The organism is Nonlabens sp. Asnod3-A02 (assembly GCF_045063755.1).
Classification (GTDB): domain Bacteria; phylum Bacteroidota; class Bacteroidia; order Flavobacteriales; family Flavobacteriaceae; genus Nonlabens; species Nonlabens xylanidelens.
This window is the reverse complement of sequence record NZ_JBEFOC010000008.1, coordinates 834,641-853,891: the sequence shown is the minus strand read 5'-3', so window position 1 is coordinate 853,891 and position 19,251 is coordinate 834,641. Positions and strand designations below refer to the sequence as shown.

General features: G+C 34.6%; 23 protein-coding genes. 8 read left to right on the top strand and 15 right to left on the bottom strand.

Going from position 1 to position 19,251, the window contains the following annotated elements; genetic code table 11:
• Window positions 1-121: 121 nt before the first annotated feature.
• From ACJJVN_RS13925 to ACJJVN_RS13905, 5 genes are all read right to left on the bottom strand, one after another.
• A complete protein-coding gene (locus ACJJVN_RS13925; protein ID WP_405378832.1) occupies window positions 122-826 on the bottom strand; it encodes a hypothetical protein in 705 nt (234 codons plus the stop codon).
• A 58-nt stretch (window positions 827-884) separates the two neighbouring features.
• Window positions 885-2,096 (bottom strand): GTPase HflX, encoded by a 1,212-nt coding sequence (hflX, locus tag ACJJVN_RS13920; protein WP_405378830.1) that lies wholly within the window; start codon window positions 2,094-2,096, stop codon window positions 885-887.
• Window positions 2,097-2,227: 131 nt separating this feature from the next.
• Complete coding sequence (locus ACJJVN_RS13915) at window positions 2,228-2,689, bottom strand: hypothetical protein (RefSeq protein WP_405369929.1); 462 nt, start codon at window positions 2,687-2,689, stop codon at window positions 2,228-2,230.
• 69 nt (window positions 2,690-2,758) lie between these two features.
• Window positions 2,759-3,799, bottom strand: coding sequence for a transporter (locus tag ACJJVN_RS13910; RefSeq protein WP_104514451.1), 1,041 nt, complete (start codon window positions 3,797-3,799; stop codon window positions 2,759-2,761).
• 101 nt (window positions 3,800-3,900) lie between these two features.
• Window positions 3,901-4,242 (bottom strand): hypothetical protein, encoded by a 342-nt coding sequence (locus ACJJVN_RS13905; RefSeq protein ID WP_405378827.1) that lies wholly within the window; start codon window positions 4,240-4,242, stop codon window positions 3,901-3,903.
• Window positions 4,243-4,427: 185 nt separating this feature from the next.
• On the opposite strand from ACJJVN_RS13905, the gene ACJJVN_RS13900 reads away from it, so the two are divergent.
• Window positions 4,428-5,351 (top strand): histone deacetylase, encoded by a 924-nt coding sequence (locus ACJJVN_RS13900; protein WP_405378824.1) that lies wholly within the window; start codon window positions 4,428-4,430, stop codon window positions 5,349-5,351.
• 29 nt (window positions 5,352-5,380) lie between these two features.
• Here ACJJVN_RS13900 and ACJJVN_RS13895 read toward each other — a convergent pair whose 3' ends face one another.
• Window positions 5,381-5,812 carry a hypothetical protein gene (locus tag ACJJVN_RS13895; RefSeq protein WP_405378822.1) on the bottom strand — a complete coding sequence of 144 codons (432 nt, stop codon included), beginning with the start codon at window positions 5,810-5,812 and terminating at the stop codon, window positions 5,381-5,383.
• Window positions 5,813-6,046: 234 nt separating this feature from the next.
• On the opposite strand from ACJJVN_RS13895, the gene ACJJVN_RS13890 reads away from it, so the two are divergent.
• Complete coding sequence (locus ACJJVN_RS13890; protein WP_405378820.1) at window positions 6,047-6,598, top strand: hypothetical protein; 552 nt, start codon at window positions 6,047-6,049, stop codon at window positions 6,596-6,598.
• Window positions 6,599-7,024: 426 nt separating this feature from the next.
• A complete protein-coding gene (locus ACJJVN_RS13885; RefSeq protein WP_405378817.1) occupies window positions 7,025-7,627 on the top strand; it encodes an ATP-binding cassette domain-containing protein in 603 nt (200 codons plus the stop codon).
• A gap of 2 nt (window positions 7,628-7,629) precedes the next feature.
• Here the strand turns inward: ACJJVN_RS13885 and ACJJVN_RS13880 are convergent, their stop codons facing one another.
• From ACJJVN_RS13880 to ACJJVN_RS13865, 4 genes are all read right to left on the bottom strand, one after another.
• Complete coding sequence (locus ACJJVN_RS13880) at window positions 7,630-8,358, bottom strand: hypothetical protein (RefSeq protein WP_104514444.1); 729 nt, start codon at window positions 8,356-8,358, stop codon at window positions 7,630-7,632.
• Window positions 8,359-8,391: 33 nt separating this feature from the next.
• A complete protein-coding gene (locus ACJJVN_RS13875) occupies window positions 8,392-9,450 on the bottom strand; it encodes a CNNM domain-containing protein (RefSeq protein ID WP_104514443.1) in 1,059 nt (352 codons plus the stop codon).
• Window positions 9,451-9,526: 76 nt separating this feature from the next.
• A complete protein-coding gene (locus ACJJVN_RS13870) occupies window positions 9,527-10,093 on the bottom strand; it encodes a GNAT family N-acetyltransferase (protein ID WP_405378812.1) in 567 nt (188 codons plus the stop codon).
• Between the two features lie 29 nt (window positions 10,094-10,122).
• Window positions 10,123-11,073 carry an SPOR domain-containing protein gene (locus tag ACJJVN_RS13865; protein WP_405378809.1) on the bottom strand — a complete coding sequence of 317 codons (951 nt, stop codon included), beginning with the start codon at window positions 11,071-11,073 and terminating at the stop codon, window positions 10,123-10,125.
• A 190-nt stretch (window positions 11,074-11,263) separates the two neighbouring features.
• Between ACJJVN_RS13865 and ACJJVN_RS13860 the strand changes: the two genes are divergently transcribed.
• From ACJJVN_RS13860 to ACJJVN_RS13840, 5 genes are all read left to right on the top strand, one after another.
• A complete protein-coding gene (locus ACJJVN_RS13860; protein ID WP_405378806.1) occupies window positions 11,264-11,974 on the top strand; it encodes a hypothetical protein in 711 nt (236 codons plus the stop codon).
• A 25-nt stretch (window positions 11,975-11,999) separates the two neighbouring features.
• The gene (gene pheS, locus ACJJVN_RS13855; protein ID WP_405378803.1) at window positions 12,000-13,019 is read left to right on the top strand and encodes a phenylalanine--tRNA ligase subunit alpha; all 1,020 of its coding nucleotides are present in this window, start codon (window positions 12,000-12,002) and stop codon (window positions 13,017-13,019) included.
• A gap of 11 nt (window positions 13,020-13,030) precedes the next feature.
• The gene (locus ACJJVN_RS13850; protein WP_104514437.1) at window positions 13,031-13,426 is read left to right on the top strand and encodes a GTPase; all 396 of its coding nucleotides are present in this window, start codon (window positions 13,031-13,033) and stop codon (window positions 13,424-13,426) included.
• A gap of 48 nt (window positions 13,427-13,474) precedes the next feature.
• Complete coding sequence (locus ACJJVN_RS13845) at window positions 13,475-13,873, top strand: hypothetical protein (protein WP_405378800.1); 399 nt, start codon at window positions 13,475-13,477, stop codon at window positions 13,871-13,873.
• Between the two features lie 265 nt (window positions 13,874-14,138).
• The gene (locus ACJJVN_RS13840; RefSeq protein ID WP_405378797.1) at window positions 14,139-14,720 is read left to right on the top strand and encodes a fasciclin domain-containing protein; all 582 of its coding nucleotides are present in this window, start codon (window positions 14,139-14,141) and stop codon (window positions 14,718-14,720) included.
• A gap of 76 nt (window positions 14,721-14,796) precedes the next feature.
• Here the strand turns inward: ACJJVN_RS13840 and ACJJVN_RS13835 are convergent, their stop codons facing one another.
• The 5 genes from ACJJVN_RS13835 to hemA are packed head-to-tail and all read right to left on the bottom strand — an operon-like array spanning window position 14,797 to window position 19,125.
• Window positions 14,797-15,330: a 3-hydroxyanthranilate 3,4-dioxygenase gene (locus ACJJVN_RS13835; RefSeq protein ID WP_405378794.1), complete on the bottom strand. Its 534-nt coding sequence runs from the start codon at window positions 15,328-15,330 to the stop codon at window positions 14,797-14,799.
• A gap of 37 nt (window positions 15,331-15,367) precedes the next feature.
• A complete protein-coding gene (locus ACJJVN_RS13830) occupies window positions 15,368-16,318 on the bottom strand; it encodes a hypothetical protein (RefSeq protein WP_405369944.1) in 951 nt (316 codons plus the stop codon).
• Between the two features lie 4 nt (window positions 16,319-16,322).
• Window positions 16,323-17,276 (bottom strand): hydroxymethylbilane synthase, encoded by a 954-nt coding sequence (gene hemC, locus ACJJVN_RS13825; RefSeq protein WP_405378791.1) that lies wholly within the window; start codon window positions 17,274-17,276, stop codon window positions 16,323-16,325.
• Window positions 17,277-17,286: 10 nt separating this feature from the next.
• Window positions 17,287-17,853 (bottom strand): hypothetical protein, encoded by a 567-nt coding sequence (locus ACJJVN_RS13820; RefSeq protein WP_405378788.1) that lies wholly within the window; start codon window positions 17,851-17,853, stop codon window positions 17,287-17,289.
• Between the two features lie 18 nt (window positions 17,854-17,871).
• Window positions 17,872-19,125, bottom strand: coding sequence for a glutamyl-tRNA reductase (hemA, locus tag ACJJVN_RS13815; protein ID WP_405378786.1), 1,254 nt, complete (start codon window positions 19,123-19,125; stop codon window positions 17,872-17,874).
• Window positions 19,126-19,251: the final 126 nt, after the last annotated feature.

The window sequence follows — 19,251 nt, the reverse complement described above, 5'->3', positions numbered from 1 at the left end:
TGTATTTCCCCTAGGCTTTAAAGTTAAGGAAAACGACGATGATTTAAAGAATAAATCTGTTTTCAGAAATAGGTTTTTGTCTTGCAGTTTGAAACCGTTTTAAAAAAGAAAACTATTTAACTTAATTGATTTTCAATGTTTTCTCAAATTTAGTTAAATACTCCACTCCATACTCATCTACACTTTTTCTCATTTTCTTAATCCAACTTCTACTTTTGTCATGAGGTATGTGTTCTAAAATGATTTTAGAAGAGTCTATCATATTTTCAAAAAAAGGTACCTCTCGCATATATAAAAATGTCCCGTCTGTTATTTGGTATTTTATATAATACTCTGACAATTCTAATAATTGTTCATACGCTAATTCATACTGTTTATTATCATTAAGCACAAGCAAGTATTCAAATCTCATAAATGGAATAGATACACTGTCTTTTCTTCTACTTAAGCGCCTTAAATCAATGGCTTTAGAAAAACTCTTATCGCTTTTATCAAATTTTGAATTTTGGGTTAAAATGATAGAAAAGTAAAACCAGTCGATAGAAAAATTTGAAATTTCACAAAGTTCTTGAAATAAAATCTCCGATGTTTTAAAATCAAATGTTCTGTAATAAGTTAGTCCTGTCAGCCTCAACGCTTCGATTTTTAAATCAAGATCATCATTTTTTATATATTCGCTAGATATTTCTCTAGACTTTTTAAATTCTTCAGAACTAAATAATTTCCAAGCTATTTGTAATTCTTTAGATTCTAAAATTTTCTCTTCTTTAGCGTCAATAGTTGTAATCGAATTATCAGTCAAAATAAATTGATCGACTTCAGGCAAAAAAATCTTTTTTAAATAGCTTTTGATAGATATACTGCTTTAGTTGAATTAACTATATTTATTCCTCCTCTACATATTCAGGATATAAAAATGCGTTATAAGGAAAACGCTTCACGTGAATCTCACGTACACGATCATATACTTTCTTACGGAAATCATCCATATTTTCCTTTTCGGTAGCTGAAATAAAGATCACGTTTTCACCCATTTTTGCCATCCATGTTTCACGCCATTCTTCTAATGAGTAATGAGCAGAAGTACGCTCTTCCATTAAATCAGTTTCGTCATAATCTTGAGCCTTGTAAGCATCAATTTTATTAAAAACCATAATCATAGGCTTATCGGTCGCATCTATTTCTCCCAAAATTCTATTTACAGAAGCAATATGATCTTCAAAAGATTCATGGGATATATCTACAACATGAAGCAGTAAATCAGATTCTCGGACTTCATCTAACGTCGATTTAAAAGACTCTACCAGTTGTGTAGGCAGTTTTCTTATAAACCCTACCGTATCTGTCAATAAAAAAGGCATGTTGCGCAGCACTACTTTGCGTACCGTAGTATCTAATGTTGCAAAGAGTTTATTTTCTGCAAACACCTCACTTTTTGCAACGGTATTCATCAACGTACTTTTTCCAACATTTGTGTAACCGACTAACGCTACACGAACTAATGCACCACGATTACCACGTTGTGTGGACATTTGCTTATCGATGGTCAGGAGTTTTTTCTTAAGTAATGTGATGCGATCGCGTACAATACGTCTATCGGTTTCTATTTCAGTTTCTCCAGGACCACGCATTCCTATACCACCTTTTTGTCTTTCAAGGTGCGTCCATAGTCCAACTAATCGAGGTAAGAGGTATTCATATTGTGCCAGTTCTACTTGAGTACGTGCATAACTGGTTTGTGCTCGTTGTGCAAATATGTCTAGAATCAAATAGGTTCTATCAATAATTTTTGCCTCGAGAATTTTTTCAATATTCTTTTGCTGAGATGGAGAAAGCTCATCATCAAAAATAATGGTACCTATATTATGTGATTGCACATAGGCTGCGATTTCTTCCATTTTACCCTTTCCTACAAAAGTCTTAGGATTGGGTTTTTGCATTTTTTGATGAAAACGTTTACTAACGGTTGCACCAGCGGTATAAGCTAGAAACTCTAACTCATCCATGTATTCATTAAGCTTATCTTCATTTTGTTGTTGAGTAACAACACCTACGAGGATTGCTTTTTCGTATTCGTGATTTTCTAATTCTAACATAAAGATTTTTAGACTATAACAAAGATACTTTTTTCCCTTAAAGCGAGCATACTATTTAATAAGAGCTTATGAAATGAAAAAAGTCGCATTACCAGCTGATAATGCGACTTTTAAAATAGATAAAACTTTAATTAGTTAGCTAAAATTTCTTTAGCATTAGTAATCGCCGTCATCGTGTGATCTCTTAATTCTTTAATCTCTACTACTTCTTGTTCTAAAACTGGCATTTTTTTATCAAGATCAGCTTTAGTCTCTGGAGATGGTTCCCCATAAGGAAATTTCTCAGAATAGTCTGCCATCCAGTCCATCATACCGTCGTGAGATGCTTTTAAGTTACCTGCAGTTGCATCTAACTTCATTAATTGATCTTCACTTAACTCAGCTCCTTCTTTACTAGCAACTAGCTCTCCTTTAAGCTCCATAAGCTCTCCCATTTTAGGCATGATCTCGTCATGTACATCCATGGCCTCAGTCATAAGAAGGTCGTAGGCTTCTATTTGCTTTTGTAATGCTATCTCTTCTTTACTAGGCTCGTTCTTACATGAGGCAAGAGTTAGAACAGCTAGTAATAAAATATAAATTGAATTTTTCATAGTTTTTCTTTCAAAGTTAATGGAATAACTACAATCTAATCAATAGATTGTAGTTATTCTAGATATAAATTAAAATGCGTATTGCAATCCTGCAGTAAACACGTCTTGATTCTTAAGTTGTACACCGTTAAATTCTTGTACAATAGGTAAGCTATATTCTAAGCCTAATCTAAAACCTTTTAATGATCCAGAAGGCGCATAAAGATTAACACCTAGCCCACCATTTAACCAGCTACCACCAGAATTGCGAGTGTCTGCTGTAATAACCATAAGCGGATTCAAGTCAGGGTTTGCGCCATCAATATCCTCTACCTTAACTGCCTCTATACGAGTTGACACGCTTAACCAGTCTGTTGCCTTGTAAGCAGCCCAGTTATTCCAGTTTAAACGATCTCCTAGCGTATAACCATTATCGTTATCGCTGAATCTTTTTTCACCTCTCATTTGAGAACCCCAAGAAAAATTCTTGCTTTGTCCTAAATAAGTAACAGCAAGAATACCGCTATAAGTACCACTACCTACCTGCATAGGATAAGGCAAAACTACATCATTACCCATACTCGCAGGAATCACATCTTCATTATCGATAGAACCTGTAGGAATAGAAACTCCTAACTGTGCATGAAGTCTATAAGTAGGCTTCTTAAAAAACTGGTATAAAGCTGACAGTGATGTATCTCCTAATCCACTAGACTCTGTAGTAAAAGTACCACCCATAGCTGTTAAATGCTCCATGCTCATATCCATATACATAGTCATTGCCATAAGCGTTAACTTATCTGTAGGCGCATACATAGCACCTAGCATATGCATATTCATGGTCATCTCTGTAGGAGTAACCATATAATCGCCACCGTTAGGTAGTAAAACACTCTCAAAAGAAACATCTTCACTACCTCTTTTTAAATCCTTCATAGTAGTTGTGGCAAATCTATAAGAGAACATAAATTCTCCCTTAGCATGTGTATGGTCACCCATTACATTAATAGGCGCATGACCATCTGGTCGGTTACCATTGTAAGTATGTTCTGTAGATGTTGTGTTGTTATCGCTTTGCGCGAAAGCTGACATACCAGCAAGCAGTACAGCTATAAATTGAAATTTTTTCATAGTAATATATTTCTACTCACGCCTATTTCTTTTTAGAGGCATAAGTAATTAAGAGAATATCCCATCAAAGCGATGGCATAGAATAAGTAAAACTGAAGTAATTAAGAAAGTAATCTAGGAGGCGGATTGTAACTCCAAGACCTAGAGTACCTGTAAGAATTATGATAACTGAAGTTATTATGAATATGAGTACTGAAAACAGGTGTCAAATAATCATTATCTATTACCTGAAAAAAAATAGGGTAAAAAGCATTTGCCAGCTGTACAGTCTTAGAATTTGTACCAGCGTCTTCTTGAGCAGCTAGTGTAATTTGCTTGTTAAGATGGCACTTACCATTGCATTTTAATTGCGGTCTTTCTTTATTCACGCAATACTTTGCCACTATCACATCTATATTCATTTGAAAATAGAGATAATAACTCGCCTGATATGCTGGTCGCATGGCAAAAGTCATTAACATTAAAATTGCAAAAAGTGATTTGATAAAATACTATTTATTGCAAAGATAATTGACAGTAAGTGGTCGTTAAAATAAATGTGTTTTAAATTTCAAATAGATGTAATTCTATTCACCTTACTAAGACTTATTTTTGAAAATACTATAAAATAATCTAAAACAACACTTCATTGTTTCCTATAGCTTATCATTCTATCTACCAGCATATGCTCCCAGACAGACATCGCTTTCCCATGATTAAGTATGAATTGTTAACTCAACAATTACTACATGAAGGAACAGCTACTGCTTCAGACTTTTTTGAGCCTAGCAAACTATGTCCTGATATAGATGTCTTAAGAGTTCATACCGATCAGTATCTTAAAGATTTAAAAGAGCTTACTTTAGATAAGAAAGCTATAAGAAAGACCGGATTTCCATTCAGTGAATTATTAGTAGAACGTGAATTGCGCATTGCACAAGGTACCATAGATGGCTGCATCAAGGCATATGATCACCGCATCGCTATGAATATAGCAGGAGGCACACACCACGCTTATACCGATCATGGAGAAGCATTCTGTCTATTAAATGACCAGGCTATCGCTGCAAGGTATTTGCAACACCACCATCTTGCCGACAAAATTTTAATTGTAGATCTAGACGTGCATCAAGGAAACGGCACTGCTCAAATATTTCAAAACGATGACAGTGTTTTTACATTTTCCATGCATGGTGCGGGAAATTATCCATTTAAAAAAGAACAATCAGATTTAGACATTGCTGTACCAGATGGATCAGGTGACGACTATTATCTCAACGAACTTAAAAACACATTACCAGATCTCATCCATCAAGAAAAACCAGATTTCATATTTTACCTATGTGGTGTAGATGTCCTAGAGAGTGACAAATTAGGTAGATTAAGTATGAGTCTAGAAGGTTGTAAAAGAAGAGATGAATTTGCGTTGTCCGCTTTCGCGAAAGCGAGATCACAAAATAACTCTTTCCCACCTATACAATGCAGTATGGGCGGCGGTTATTCTCCAGAAATTAAAACCATTATCGAGGCACATGCCAATACTTTTAGAGCAGCACGAGAGATTTTTATGTAAAACCTCTCTTAATCCAGCTGGTTAATCATTTATTTGAGCCAACCTTTACTTTTAATACTACGAGCAAATAACCAAAGTGCCACTGATAATACAGGGACAACTATAAAGAAAGTACGGTCTGCAGTTTCCATCATATTCCATGCATCTACAGAAAGGTCATAAATTCTACAAATTACCACGGCTAGTAAAGAGATTAAAGCTAGCATAACGGCTTGTTTTCTTTTAAACAATAACCCTACACAACAAAACACACCTGCAAATACCGCTATTCCATATGCCCAAGTATACCAAATCGGGAAGCTGGTATAAAAAGCGACTTGCTCGGCAGTATAATTCTCCATAAGAGTTTCTGTACTTCCCATAGCCTCGGCAGTCCATGCGCCGACACCCATAAGATTCCAAACTAGAAAGAGGATCGTCACGATCCAAAACCACATTTTAGGTTTAGTAGAGTAAGCCATAAGTTAAATATTTAAAGGTTAAGTTATAAATTTAATATATTCTTACTTAAACAACTAAAATACTAACTATTATTAACATTAAAGAACTATTGACTACATATACGGTATTTAAAGAACAAAATAAATCTATCAGTTTCTTCTATGTTAAAAATTAAATTTTGTAGAAAATAAAAGTTTTGGCACTTTCTTTGTCTTAAGATATGCGAACTTTGCAAAAGCATCGTTAACTACATTATGAAGACCAGACTGCCTTTTATCTTTTTATTTATTTTCATCACCTTTTTGAGCAATGCTCAAGAAAAAGAGACTACAGTAGAACTACCATTAACTGATAATTGTAAGATATTATTAAGTAGCAAATTAGACTTTTTAATCAATGGAAGTTTTCAAGATGAATCTAGTCTAAGAAAAGAAATAAGCCGTCTAAAGGAGTGTGGTTTAGATGAGTTTGATGTAAAATTCTTTGGCCGCATGGAGTCTATGTCTGCCATGTTGCGCAAGATGACCAAAGGGAAGCAAATAGAACAACTGACTTTTGAAGATTTATTTACTCAAATAGAAAAAATTAAAGCAACAAGCGGCTTCACACAAGTAAAGAAAATTACTTTACTATCTGAAACTCTTGCCACGCGCAAAGGAAGTCTCAAAAACTGGAATCAAGACATCAACCTTTTTCAAGAATTAGGCGCTTCAAAAAATGTGATAGGACAGGTTTATGAATATTTAGAATCTCACCCTGATAATACTAAAACGTATCAAGAGATTTTAGAATCTTTTAAAAAGTAATCCCGTTTCACAATAATAGATTGTTAATTAAAGCGTTAAAAATGAGAGTATAGAACTAACTAAAAGAATTTAATTAACGCATGTGGTACCATAAAATTAATCTCTGGTTTACCTGGCGAGTAATGCTTTACAACAGTTGCTTCTCCTTTTTAAGCCTCGCAAAAGGCGATCCTTATTCTACTCTTTTTGTATTTCTAACTGGTGGCTTTATAGTTGGGTTACTAGCTCAAAAAAATATTCATAAACCAGAAGAATATGTTTTTCAAAATTTAGCAATTTCTAATGTACAACGGTACACATTTGCTTATGTTGGGCATATTTTGTTTTCTCTAGTAGCATTTTCACTCATTTGGTTGATTAAGGACTATGTCTAGACTTCATATTCATATCGATAGATACAAAGTAGGCCGATTTAAAAAAATGACTTTGATTAATAACTTGGATTTAACACTTGAAAAAGGAAAGATTACAGGACTTTTAGGTAGAAACGGTTGTGGAAAATCTTCTTTGATGAATGTTATTTTTGGAAAATCAAAAGCAGATACCGTGGCTCATTTTGATGGAAAACCTATTCAATTACGTGATCATCTAAAACACCAACTCGTTGCTTATTTGCCTCAAGATACATTTATGATAGGTGCAAGAACTGTAGTAGATGCAGTACAAATGTGGTATCCAGATCCTAAAGACCAGGACAAGATCTTATACGAGCCACTTATTCATAAAGTACATCACGTAAAAGTAAAAGCTCTTTCTATAGGAGAACGACGATTTTTAGAATTCTTATTGGTCATCAACTCAGAGCGACCATTTATTTTACTGGACGAGCCATTTTCTATGCTAGCGCCTATTCAAATAGAACGTGTAAAAGAGATTATTAAAACAGTAAAACCTAGAAGAGGTATTCTGATGAGTGATCATTACTATGATAACGTACTAGAGATGTCAGACTCTTGTTATGTCTTTAAAGAATCTACTCTAGTAGCTGTGGAAAATGAAGAGGATTTAAAAAACAATCTTTATATATAAGCTTAAACCAAAGTGCTATGAAGTCTTTTCACCTCGGCAAAAGTATTTCTATGCAATTTTACATTAGGCTTACTCATATGACTGTACTCTGTAAGAAGCTCTTCTATAAGTTCCTTTGCTGCCTCTGGCTTCTTGCGATCTATTAAAAATTGAGCTAAAACTAGTCGCTCTGGATAGTGAGAATATCTAACATCGAGAGATCTCAATTGCTTTTCGGCATTATTTAACTTACCTAATTCCTTATAAGATAACCCAAGAAAGAAATGAACCTTGGACGCTCTTAACTCTGAATTGGGTTTTAAAGATCTAGCGACCTCGATAACCTTATTATAGTTTTTAAGATGATAATGAGTTATCACTAGTTGCTCTTGTACATAGGCATCATCCTTATGAGCACCGCCCAAAACAGTCTCATAATTATCTAATGCTTTTTGATATTCTTGTTTATTAAAATAAGCATCAGCTAGTGCAACACGATTTGCAAAGGTGTCAGAAAACTTCACTTTATTAATAAGGTCGTTAATCTTTTTAGTCGGATTAATGACTGTAGTAATCTCGTCGGTAATTACTTGAGCGTCATTCTTCTTAAGTACATTAAGCACTAGATAAATAAGACTCCCTATAACCGGAAGAAGAAATATGATCGCATACCAATATACTTCACTTCTATTCTTATAGGCATGATAACAGCAAAATATCTGTACCGCAACAGTTAGATAATAAAAAATCATTTCTCAAGAATTAAATACAACTGATTACTAAGACTACTTGTTACGCTTTTCCCAATTCTTACGAGCAAGTTGTTGCATGTCTTCTACTTTATCACTCTCGTCCATAATCTCAAGACCTAACATACTCTCTATAACATCTTCCATAGTAGCGACACCTTGAATACTACCAAAATCATCTACCGCAAGTGCGATGTGTTCTTTAGTAGCGATCATGGTTTCAAATAACTGTGGGATAGGCAAACTAGCAGGCACCATCGTGATTTCCCTTTTTAGGTCTTCAAGTGTATTTGCAGGTTTGTCATTAATAATATCAGACAGTATATGATCCTTAAGAACATACCCTTTAATATCATCTCTATTTGCACCGAATATAGGAATACGAGAAAATCTCAAGTCTTGATTTTGATCAAAGAAATCTCTAATAAGAGTAGTTTGTGGCGCCATAAACATAACCGACCTAGGAGTCATAATATCCTGCACCATAATGCTATTAAAATTCATTAAACTTTTAATGTACTGACCTTCTGTAGGTTCAAAAACACCTTCTTGTTCTGCTGTTTCAGTTATGGCAACAAAATCCTCACGAGTCATTGAATTCATGTGCGCACTTTTACCGATAGCCTTAGTTGTTAATTGGAGCACCCATAAAATTCCAGTCCATTTCAATGGGAAAATCATGATATTAAGAGCGCGAGTCGTAAAACCAGCAAGACCTTTCCAGTAAGTCGCCCCTATGGTTTTAGGTATAATTTCAGAAACTACTAGAATTAATACCGTCATAATTGCTGACACCACACCTACTAATGGAATTCCAAAAACGTCAGCACGATAACCTTCTCCTACTAATGCTTCAGCTTGTACTCCGACTAGAATAGCACCTACCGTATGCGCTAGCGTGTTTAAAGTAAGAATAGCGATTAATGGTTTATCCACATCTTCTTTTAAGATTTTCAAAGAAGAAATATAAGAAGCACCTTCCTGCTCCTTTACCTTTACAAATGTTCCTGTGACACTTAACAAAACTGCTTCTAGTATAGAACACAGAAATGAAAAGAAAATAGAAACAACGGCATAGATAATAAGTAATGTCATGATAAGTTGATTTGATCACGTAAAAATAAACAATTCTACTGCTGTGATTATTAATTTGTTATTAAGACCTGATTTATTAGTCCTTTTTAATCTGTTCCCATGTTTTTCTGTTGATAGAGTAAACTAAAAAACGATCGGTAATTGTACTATCTATATAGTCAGACTCTAGAGACATGCCGTTGTGCAAAGCAACTTTTATGGAACCTATATTATCTTCATGAATTACAGAAACTAGACTGTTACCAAAATTCTTATCGTATCCTCTTTCAAATGCTAGGTCTCTCAACCTTACTGCAGCCTCTTTTGCAAATCCCTGTTTCCAGAAATGAGGTAAAATAGAATATCCTACTTCTAGTCTTTTTAATCCATTTACAGTCTGGACTAGTAAACCTGACTGACCTATAAATTCATTAGTCTCTTTATGTATCATCACATTCATACCACTAGTACCTTTATCATATCGCCAGAAAGCTTTTTCAAACCACACATCACATTGTTCTTGAGCGGTTAGACCTTGCTTCATCCCTAGAAACCGACCGGTATCCTCTTCTTTAAATATAGGTAACCATGTTTGATAATCTTCTCTCTTTAAGAGTCTGAAAGTAGAACGCACCGTAGATTCTCCTGTAAGTAGGTAGTTCATATTATGAATCGATAAAAGTAATTGAAATCTTATTTAGGTAAACTACCAGTAAATAACCAAGCCTTATCAAAACCAAGGGCTCTTAATTTATTAAGCTCATTAGTTGCGTCATCACGATCTACAAAACTAGAAAATGCAACATTATGGAGACCATAAGAATTAACACCTATACGTTTTGCATCAAAACCTTTACGTTTTAATTGAGCAACACGCTTGTCTGCATTTGCAGGATCACGGAAAGCGCCAGCAACTACATGAAAGTTTTTTGTTAACGGTGCAACATCTATAGATATAGTAGGTAAAGGTTCATTAATTAAAAAACTTGCACTTTCTATAGTAGAATTCACTTTATCAGTAGACAACTGTTCTACTGCAAGGGCATCGGTTTTCACTTGAGTTTGATAACCTTTAAAACCAAGACCTAATCCTAAAAGAATAACACCTGCCGCAGCATAACGTATCCAGGAACCAGAATTAGTTTTAGCAGTTTCTAACTCTACAACAGAAACTTCTTCTACAACCATTTCTTCTTCAGCAACAGTAACCGGTGCAACTGGAAGTCTATCGATAGCAAATGTCTCGTGAGAAGTAAGGCCAAAAGCTTCTGGCAAATAATTAACCAGATACATAGGTGTAAACTGTAACGCCTTTTCTTCATTACGAGAAAAACGACCTACCTTATGTATAGTTATTGAACCATTCCTATCCATTTCTTGATCTAGAAAACGTACATAATTACGTATCTCTTGAATAGACTCATCATAAGTCAGATTTGCAACACTTGCTATATAGTTAGCCAGTAACCCATCATTTTGTTGGATTTGAGCATTAAAACTCAATCCTTTTTTAGGTGGATATATAGTATGACTGCTAGCAAAATGTTGTGCAGGAACGCGACGTGAGATAAAAGCTCCAAAACCTGGAACAACTACACACTCGTGGCGGTACAATAAATCTGATATGTAAGTAGCGATTTGCATGTCACAAACATAAAAATTAAAACAAAACGATCAAGCACTTGGGGTAACTAGTTATTAAGAAATTGAGGTCAACGTATCTAACTCATTAATTTTTAACGTTTCCGCTTTCGCGAAAGCGTAACTTTTTACTTTCATTTAACCATAAATACCTATCAAAAACCCTTTATTTGTCGCTAAAAACAGCCTACATATGATCAACTTCTTGCTGCAACAAGTAAATGATAGCGGTCCTATTTACAAAGAAACCATAATGGGACGATTCCCTGTGGAACCATTCAACACGGCTAGCAACCTTATTTTTCTAGCCTCCATTATTTATTTCAGTATTTTAATTTATAAGTCAAAAAAGAAACACTGGTTTTTATCCTGTTGCATGCCTGTTTTCCTAGCAGGATTTATAGGCGGCACTATCTATCACGCCACTCGTAGTGATGAGTTTTGGCTCTTATTAGATTGGGTTCCCATAGTCGTGCTGTGTTTTGCCTGTTCTCTATATTTCATATTTAGGTCTCCAGTAAGTTCTTGGGAAAAGATCGCATTAGGTCTAGCTATCTTAGGACTAAACATCATCCCTAGAATATTACCTATACCCAAAGGTTATCGCAACTCTATAGGCTATATAGGCACCGCTATTGCCGTATTACTTCCTATTTTTCTATATGCCTACCGTCATAAATGGAAGCATTTTAAATTTATAGCATTTGCTCTACTTTCCTTTATTACCGCAGTTTCTTTTAGAACTCTAGATAAAAAATACGACATAGAGTTTCTATATATGGGCACTCACTGGTTGTGGCATACCTTCGGTGGTATAGCTGTGTTTTTCTTAATGAGATACATTTATATGGACAACGAGAATTCTGAGCGATATATGACTAGAAAGCACCTTAAAAATGATTAAATTTGCCAGCTTATAACGTGAGATCATGCTGGATAAAGTAAAAGAACATATTGAGAAAGTACAAGCCTTTAAAGCAGATTCTAAAGAGTCTATCGAGGCTTTTAGAATTGAATACCTAGGTAGTAAAGGATTACTCAAGGATTTATTTGCAAAGTTTAAAGAAGTCCCTAACGAGCAGAAGAAAGCATTCGGTCAGGCAATCAATGAACTTAAAGAAAAGGCCAAAGAAAAGGTTGAATCTCTAAAAGAAACTATAGAGTCTAAGGAAGAAGAAGCTGGAATTTACGGCGACCTTACTCGTACTGCATATCCCATGGAAATAGGTGCAAGACACCCTATATCTATAGTAAAAAAACAGATTATTGATGTATTCTCTCGCATAGGTTTTAATGTAAGTGAAGGTCCCGAAATAGAAGACGACTGGCACAACTTTACCGCACTTAATTTACCTGCACATCACCCAGCTCGTGATATGCAAGACACGTTTTTTATACAGACAGATCCAGATGTATTATTAAGAACGCACACCTCTAGTGTACAGGTGCGTTATATGGAAGATAATAAACCACCTATAAGAACTATTTCTCCAGGTCGTGTTTTCCGTAATGAAGCGATAAGTGCTCGTGCACACTGTATATTCCATCAGGTAGAAGGACTTTATATAGATAAGGATGTAAGCTTTGCAGACATGAAGCAGACTTTACTGTATTTCACTCAAGAAATGTTCGGTAAGTCTAAAATACGCTTGCGTCCATCTTATTTCCCTTTTACAGAGCCTAGTGCTGAGATTGATATTTATTGGGGTCTAGAAACAGAAACAGATTATAAAATAACTAAAGGTACTGGCTGGCTAGAAATAGGTGGTTGTGGTATGGTAGATCCTGCTGTACTTACTAATTGCGGTATCGACCCAGAGGAGTACAGTGGTTTTGCATTTGGTATGGGTGTAGAACGTATCGCAATGTTGTTATATCAGATAGGTGATATACGTATGTTCTTTGAAAACGATGTGCGTTTTCTCAAGCAGTTTTCTAACGCTTTATAAAAATTAGTATCGTGAAATCACAACTCATTTTTGTTTACAATGCAAACTCTGGTAAGCTTAATGCATGGCTAGATAGCGCGCATAAAATAATAAGTCCCAAAACTTATGAGTGCAGACTTTGCGATCTTACTTATGGTATTTTTAAAGAAAATGCAGAATGGGCACGCTTTCGCGAAAGCGTAACTAACACATATCCATCGATAGAATTAAAGTTCTTACACATAGATGAATTTGAGAAAGAATATGCCTCAAAGTGGCTGCCTAAATATGAATACCCTTGTATTCTTTTAAAAACTCCTGAGACAGATTCTGGTTTTGAAATTTTTATGAGCGCTGGTGAAATGAATGAAATCACCACTACACCAGACCTTATTAATGCGTTAGAATCTAAAATGAAAGCTATTTAATAATGTAGTCGCGCTATCTTTTATAGATACTAATCAATACATCAATTTATGAAAAAAGACATCGTTATACCAGTGGTAAAGGACGTTTACATCGCTATCGTAAAAGAAGATAATAAAGAAAAAACAGCACAAGACTGGATCGTGTACTTAATTAATGACAGTCTAGAACCTATTGAATCTATCATGATCATGAGTCGTGGTAAACATGAAGACGGTCGCAAGACATCTACATTTAGACACGCCTTCAAATTAGTTGCAGCAAAATCTGCTTTAAAAGTAGAACTGATCATGGAAGACGTATTTCCATTTAAGAATGAATTTATTCTCACTTATTTTATTGGACCTACTCTATATGACCATGTATTTACTGCAGCACCACACTCTATAAGTGAGGACCATTTCACTGCTTTACCAATAATGAAACAAGAAGGTATATTACTTTCTTAAATTGCTATATTTTTCATTATAACCCTATTATAAGCATCAATTTACACTGTTAAAAACAGTTCTAATTGACTTATTTACAAAACCTTAAACACCTTAATTAATATTTAATTAAGGTGTTTTTGATTGAAATCATCTTGTTTTCACAAAGTGTCTTAAAAAAGGCTGTTTTAGGTTAATAGAGCGTTAAAACACGTTAGTTAGAAAACCATACGCATACTAAGCGAGTATATCATACGTATTAACGACATAACTAAAACAAACAATTATGAAAAAGTCAAATTTTTTGAGCATAGCGCTCGTAGCAGTTGCATTATTTGCAGGACAATCAACATTTGCTCAAGAGGGTAAAATGATGAAAGAAAAAACAGTAATCGTAGGTGGTGCTGAAATGTATCCTTCTAAAACAATTGTAGAAAACGCTGTAAATTCAAAAGACCACACAACACTAGTAGCTGCTGTAAAAGCTGCAGACCTAGTAGATGTACTATCTAGTACAGGACCATTTACTGTATTTGCTCCAACTAATGCTGCTTTTGAAGCATTACCAGCAGGGACAGTAGAAACTCTTGTAAAACCAGAAAACAAAGAAAAATTACAAGGTATACTTACTTACCACGTAATTGCAGGAAAATTTAATGCAGCAGATGTAGTTGCGTTAATCAAAAAGAACAATGGGAAAGCAACTGTAAAAACAGTAGCAGGATCTGAATTAACTTTATCTCTTAGTGGTGACAAAGTAGTTGTAACAGACGCAAACGGTGGTAGCGCAACTGTTACTATTGCAGACGTAGCTCAATCTAACGGTATTATACACGTAGTAGACGCAGTATTGCTTCCTAAAATGTAAATCCCTATTTATATTTTACAAGAAATCCCAAACTTTATAGGTTTGGGATTTTTTTTGTTATTAAAACTAAACCTTCTTACTCGACAAATCTAGGATCAGTAGGCATGGTTGTATTGCAATTATCACAGGTGCGCAATTCTTCACTTGCATAAAACTCTCTAAAACGTGGCTGAAAATCTTTTTCTATATCTTCTAGAATAAAAAATGTCTCGTGCAATTTATGATTACAATTATCACAATACCATAATAAACCATCTACTGCACCAGCTTCTAGACGCTTGCGTTCTATTACCAGACCTATAGAGTTTTCATGACGTACAGGAGAATGTGGCACTTTAGCAGGATGTAAATACATATCACCAGGCCCTAATTTCATAGTACGCTTCTTACCATCTTCTTGAATATGAACCTCTATATTACCTTCTAATTGGTAGAAAAGCTCTTCAGTTTCATTATAATGGTAATCTTTACGAGCATTAGGACCTGCCACTACCATTACTATGTAATCTCCTGCATCTTTATACAGATTCTTATTACCTACTGGTGGCTTTAAAAGATCTCTATTATCTTCTATCCACTTATTAAGATTAAAAGGTGCTTGAATAGCCATTTTTTATCGTTTTTTAGAAATTAAAGGTACGTAATTATTATAAGCAAGGACAACCAAATTGATCAGCATACACGTTCCACAAGACTTTAATATCTTTTCCATCTACCCAAATTAAAGAACGTCCAGGAGCATATAATTTACCGTTATCTTCCCAATTATCATTGTAAGTAAAGTATACATTTGGATAACCTTTTAAAGCTGCAAATGTTTTGTAATTTTCTAATTCTGCTGGGCAATCTAAACATGCATCATGAAATGACTTAGTTATTAAACTATCAATATTTTGATCGCTTTTGTAATCTAATTCTAATTTAAAAGGGCTGGCGATCATTAATTTTTTTTGATCTTTTTTAGAAAATGAATACTTCACATATTCTAAACATTCATCCATATACAAGTGAATAGAATCTACTTTCGTTTCAAACCTAGAATCAATAGAATGTATAAATAAAGAATTGTTATGCTCTGCGTGCTTTGAAATAGCTCCATCGCACTCATAACTTAGAAATTCTGCAAACGGAAATTCTACATCTTTATCTTTAAAAAAAAGATATCCTTTATTAGAAACCCTGTATTCCTCTTGAGTTCTATCATGTTGAAAATCTTCATAAATACCAGCTTCAGTATTATTCTCGCCAATAATTGCAGCAATAGGTTTTAAAAACTCATATTCATTAACTTCAATTTTTGACAACGAATTCAGAAATTGAGTGTTCACTTGCGGCGCATCCACATTTTGTTCTACAATAAGTGAAATTATAGAATCTAATTGCTTTGCATTAAAACGAGATCTATGATAAACATCATTACAATCTATACCAGCTTTTTGAGAAGCTATAGCTGTATAGTCTATTTCTTCATTAGCTTTTATCTCTTGATTTTTAGGTATAGAATCAACAGCTTCAGCATCAATAACACGGTCCGTATTCCCAGACTGTCCACAACTAGTGACTATCAATAATAGCAATACAAGGAATACTTTTTTCATATAATTATTTTAACTCTGTTTTAATCTCTGCCATTAATTCTTTTCCTCCTTGAGAAAGAACTTTTTGTGATTGCGCTTTCGCGAAAGCGATACATGCATCTTTATCTACATTATCAAACCATGGCATAGAATCACTAACATCTATACGTTGCTTGCCATCGAGACTCATCAATGTACCTTTAAACGATAATTGATCATCTTTCACAACGGCAATGGCACCTATAGGCGCGGTACATCCACCTTCTAGATCTCGTAAGAATGCGCGTTCCATATCTACACATACAGCAGTCTGTTGATGGTTAAGCGCCGCAATAGCAGTTAAAACTTCTTTATTGTTTCCCATAGCAGTGATCATCATCGCGCCTTGTGCTGGTGCTGGGATAAAACTATCTAGGTCAGTATATTCAAAACCGTAATTTGCTTTTAATTTTGCTAGGAGACCTATGCGATCCAGACCTGCTTTGGCAAATATGGCAGCACTCCATTCTTTATTAGTATGTAGCTTAGATAATCGTGTGTTTACATTACCACGTAGATCTACCACGTTATGATGACTGTATAAATCTAACCATTGTGATTTACGACGCAAACTACCAGTCGCGATGGTAGTTTCTTCATCTGGATTAAAATTACTTTTATAAACGAGAATATCCTTAGAAGAAGCGCGTTCCATAACCGCTGCTTGGACCATTCCTTTAGGCAATTGTGTAGGAACATCTTTTAAACTGTGCACGGCAATATCTATTTCACCTTTTACCAGCGCCACATCTAGTGTTTTAGTAAAAATACCAGTGATACCCATTTCATACAAAGGCTCTGTTAAGTTAAGATCTCCTTGAGATTTAACAGGATGCAAGATCGTTTTATGCCCCAAAGCCTCTAGCTGTGCTTGCACTGTTTTTGCTTGCCACATAGCAAGCTCACTATCTCTGGTTCCTATTCTTATTATACTAGACATACTTTTAAATCTATTTAAAAAATGTGGTTTTTAATTTAAGTTTTTCAGCGTGGTTTTCTAACCATGTTCCTAAAAGCACAAATATAACTGCAATAAATAAGGAATGAGCTAAAACTAATGCTTGTGTACCTAACATAAGGTCCATCCCAGCAGTGTGCGTAGGTGGTAAATAATCACGATGTATAGAAGTCACTATAATAACCCAACGCTCCATCCAAAAACCTATATTAGATAAAAGACTTACAAGGAAAAGAATCCATACTTTACTGCCCGCCTTAGGAATAAATAATACTAAAGGAAGAATCAAACTTCCTAACAACATTATTATATAGAAAGAAGAATAAGGACCATTTAATCTATTTAAGCTAAAAATTTCCTGGTCCGTAAAAAATGAAGTGATTACCAGTAACCAATTAAATAAACAGTTAATTAGAATTAAAAACCTCATTATTTGTAAGGCAATCTTACTCGATATTTTTGGTAGTAACGATAGGAAGTAGATAAATAGAATAATAACAAAGCCCAGACGAACGAAGTTTGCATTAATAAACTCTTGAATATTTGAGAGTATTTCCATAACCAGAATCTACGGTTATTAGGAATTTATTTGCTCTAGCTTAAAAACCTTATTTAGTAACTCGATAGCCTCTTCAGTACTTTCTTCTTCATTGCGCAAATGATTTGCAAAATGACCGGCTATTTTCTGTATAATTTTATCAGCAATAAGGTCTGCTTGTTCTTGATTAAAATCAGTAATTTTAGTCCTGTTGCTTTTAATTTCTGCTTCTTTAAGAGTAGAAAGCTTTGTTTTTAAGGCATTCATAGTAGGTGCAAAACGACGTGACTCTTGCCATAATTTAAACTCACTATGTATCTCTTTAATAATTTGATGCGCTTGTGGTATAAAGTTCTCGCGATTTTGAAGGGTGCGATTAGTAATTCTAGAAAGTTCATCTAGATGCACTAGATTTACATTACTTAGTTCTTTTACATTCTCGTTTACATTCTTAGGAATAGAAAGATCTAAAATCAATAAAGGTTTATTGGTAAATATAAGATCTTTAGAAACCGTAGGATTTTGCGCTCCAGTGGCCACAATAAGAATATCAGTTTGAGCAATTTGCTCTTCTAATTGCGCATAATCTTTTACAACTAGGTCAAATTTACCTGCAATACGCTCAGCTTTATCCTTTGTTCTATTAATAAGAGTTATCTCCTTATTATCAGTGTGTTTAATAAGGTTTTCACAAGTATTGCGTCCTATTTTACCGGTACCGAATAAAGTTATATTTTGATTAGATCCTTTTTCAAAATTCTCTAAGATGTACTGCACACTAGCAAAACTTACAGATGTTGCACCACTACTTAAATCTGTTTCTGTTTTAATGCGCTTACTAGCTTGTATTACGGCATTAATTAATCGCTCCATATAAGGGTTGACTAATTGATACGATTTTGATTTCTTAAAAGACATTTTAAGCTGACCTATAATCTCAAAATCTCCCAAAATCTGACTATCCAGACCAGTTCCTACTGTAAAAAGATGGTCATTTGCAGCTTCATTTTTATAGATGTAAGCTATTTTCTCAAACTCTTCTACCGTTCCATGAGAATGCTCACATAACAATTTAATTAATTGAAAAGGATGTTGAGCAAATCCATACAACTCTGTACGGTTACAAGTAGAGATTACAGCTAGAGAAGGAATACCTTCAGCCTTAGCCTGTATCAGCAGGTTATCAATAGCGTCTGCACTCAATGAAAACGAGCCACGCGTGACAGCGTCTGCCTTGCGGTAACTAATTCCTATTGCGTAAAATGTGAAATGTGATGCTGCTGCCGCGGCCATAAATTACTTTCTGTAGTAGTCGACAAAATTAACAGAGGATTGGCTTTAAAAATAACGCTTAACGATCCTTTTTCGTCGCTATGAGTTATCTTTGCTTTATCAAACTGTATAATAGACTATTGATGG

Excerpts from the sequence above, each read along its gene's own strand:
- ACJJVN_RS13895 (WP_405378822.1), bottom strand. The coding sequence starts at position 5,812 with ATGGCTTACTCTACTAAACCTAAAATGTGGTTTTGGATCGTGACGATC.
- pheS (WP_405378803.1), top strand. The coding sequence starts at position 12,000 with ATGCTGGATAAAGTAAAAGAACATATTGAGAAAGTACAAGCCTTTAAA.
- ACJJVN_RS13820 (WP_405378788.1), bottom strand. The coding sequence starts at position 17,853 with ATGGAAATACTCTCAAATATTCAAGAGTTTATTAATGCAAACTTCGTT.
- ACJJVN_RS13915 (WP_405369929.1), bottom strand. The coding sequence starts at position 2,689 with ATGAAAAATTCAATTTATATTTTATTACTAGCTGTTCTAACTCTTGCC.
- ACJJVN_RS13840 (WP_405378797.1), top strand. The coding sequence starts at position 14,139 with ATGAAAAAGTCAAATTTTTTGAGCATAGCGCTCGTAGCAGTTGCATTA.
- ACJJVN_RS13875 (WP_104514443.1), bottom strand. The coding sequence starts at position 9,450 with ATGACATTACTTATTATCTATGCCGTTGTTTCTATTTTCTTTTCATTT.
- ACJJVN_RS13845 (WP_405378800.1), top strand. The coding sequence starts at position 13,475 with ATGAAAAAAGACATCGTTATACCAGTGGTAAAGGACGTTTACATCGCT.
- ACJJVN_RS13860 (WP_405378806.1), top strand. The coding sequence starts at position 11,264 with ATGATCAACTTCTTGCTGCAACAAGTAAATGATAGCGGTCCTATTTAC.
- hflX (WP_405378830.1), bottom strand. The coding sequence starts at position 2,096 with ATGTTAGAATTAGAAAATCACGAATACGAAAAAGCAATCCTCGTAGGT.
- ACJJVN_RS13880 (WP_104514444.1), bottom strand. The coding sequence starts at position 8,358 with ATGATTTTTTATTATCTAACTGTTGCGGTACAGATATTTTGCTGTTAT.
- ACJJVN_RS13905 (WP_405378827.1), bottom strand. The coding sequence starts at position 4,242 with ATGCGACCAGCATATCAGGCGAGTTATTATCTCTATTTTCAAATGAAT.
- ACJJVN_RS13865 (WP_405378809.1), bottom strand. The coding sequence starts at position 11,073 with ATGCAAATCGCTACTTACATATCAGATTTATTGTACCGCCACGAGTGT.
- ACJJVN_RS13910 (WP_104514451.1), bottom strand. The coding sequence starts at position 3,799 with ATGAAAAAATTTCAATTTATAGCTGTACTGCTTGCTGGTATGTCAGCT.
- hemC (WP_405378791.1), bottom strand. The coding sequence starts at position 17,276 with ATGTCTAGTATAATAAGAATAGGAACCAGAGATAGTGAGCTTGCTATG.
- ACJJVN_RS13830 (WP_405369944.1), bottom strand. The coding sequence starts at position 16,318 with ATGAAAAAAGTATTCCTTGTATTGCTATTATTGATAGTCACTAGTTGT.
- hemA (WP_405378786.1), bottom strand. The coding sequence starts at position 19,125 with ATGGCCGCGGCAGCAGCATCACATTTCACATTTTACGCAATAGGAATT.
- ACJJVN_RS13835 (WP_405378794.1), bottom strand. The coding sequence starts at position 15,330 with ATGGCTATTCAAGCACCTTTTAATCTTAATAAGTGGATAGAAGATAAT.
- ACJJVN_RS13890 (WP_405378820.1), top strand. The coding sequence starts at position 6,047 with ATGAAGACCAGACTGCCTTTTATCTTTTTATTTATTTTCATCACCTTT.
- ACJJVN_RS13870 (WP_405378812.1), bottom strand. The coding sequence starts at position 10,093 with ATGAACTACCTACTTACAGGAGAATCTACGGTGCGTTCTACTTTCAGA.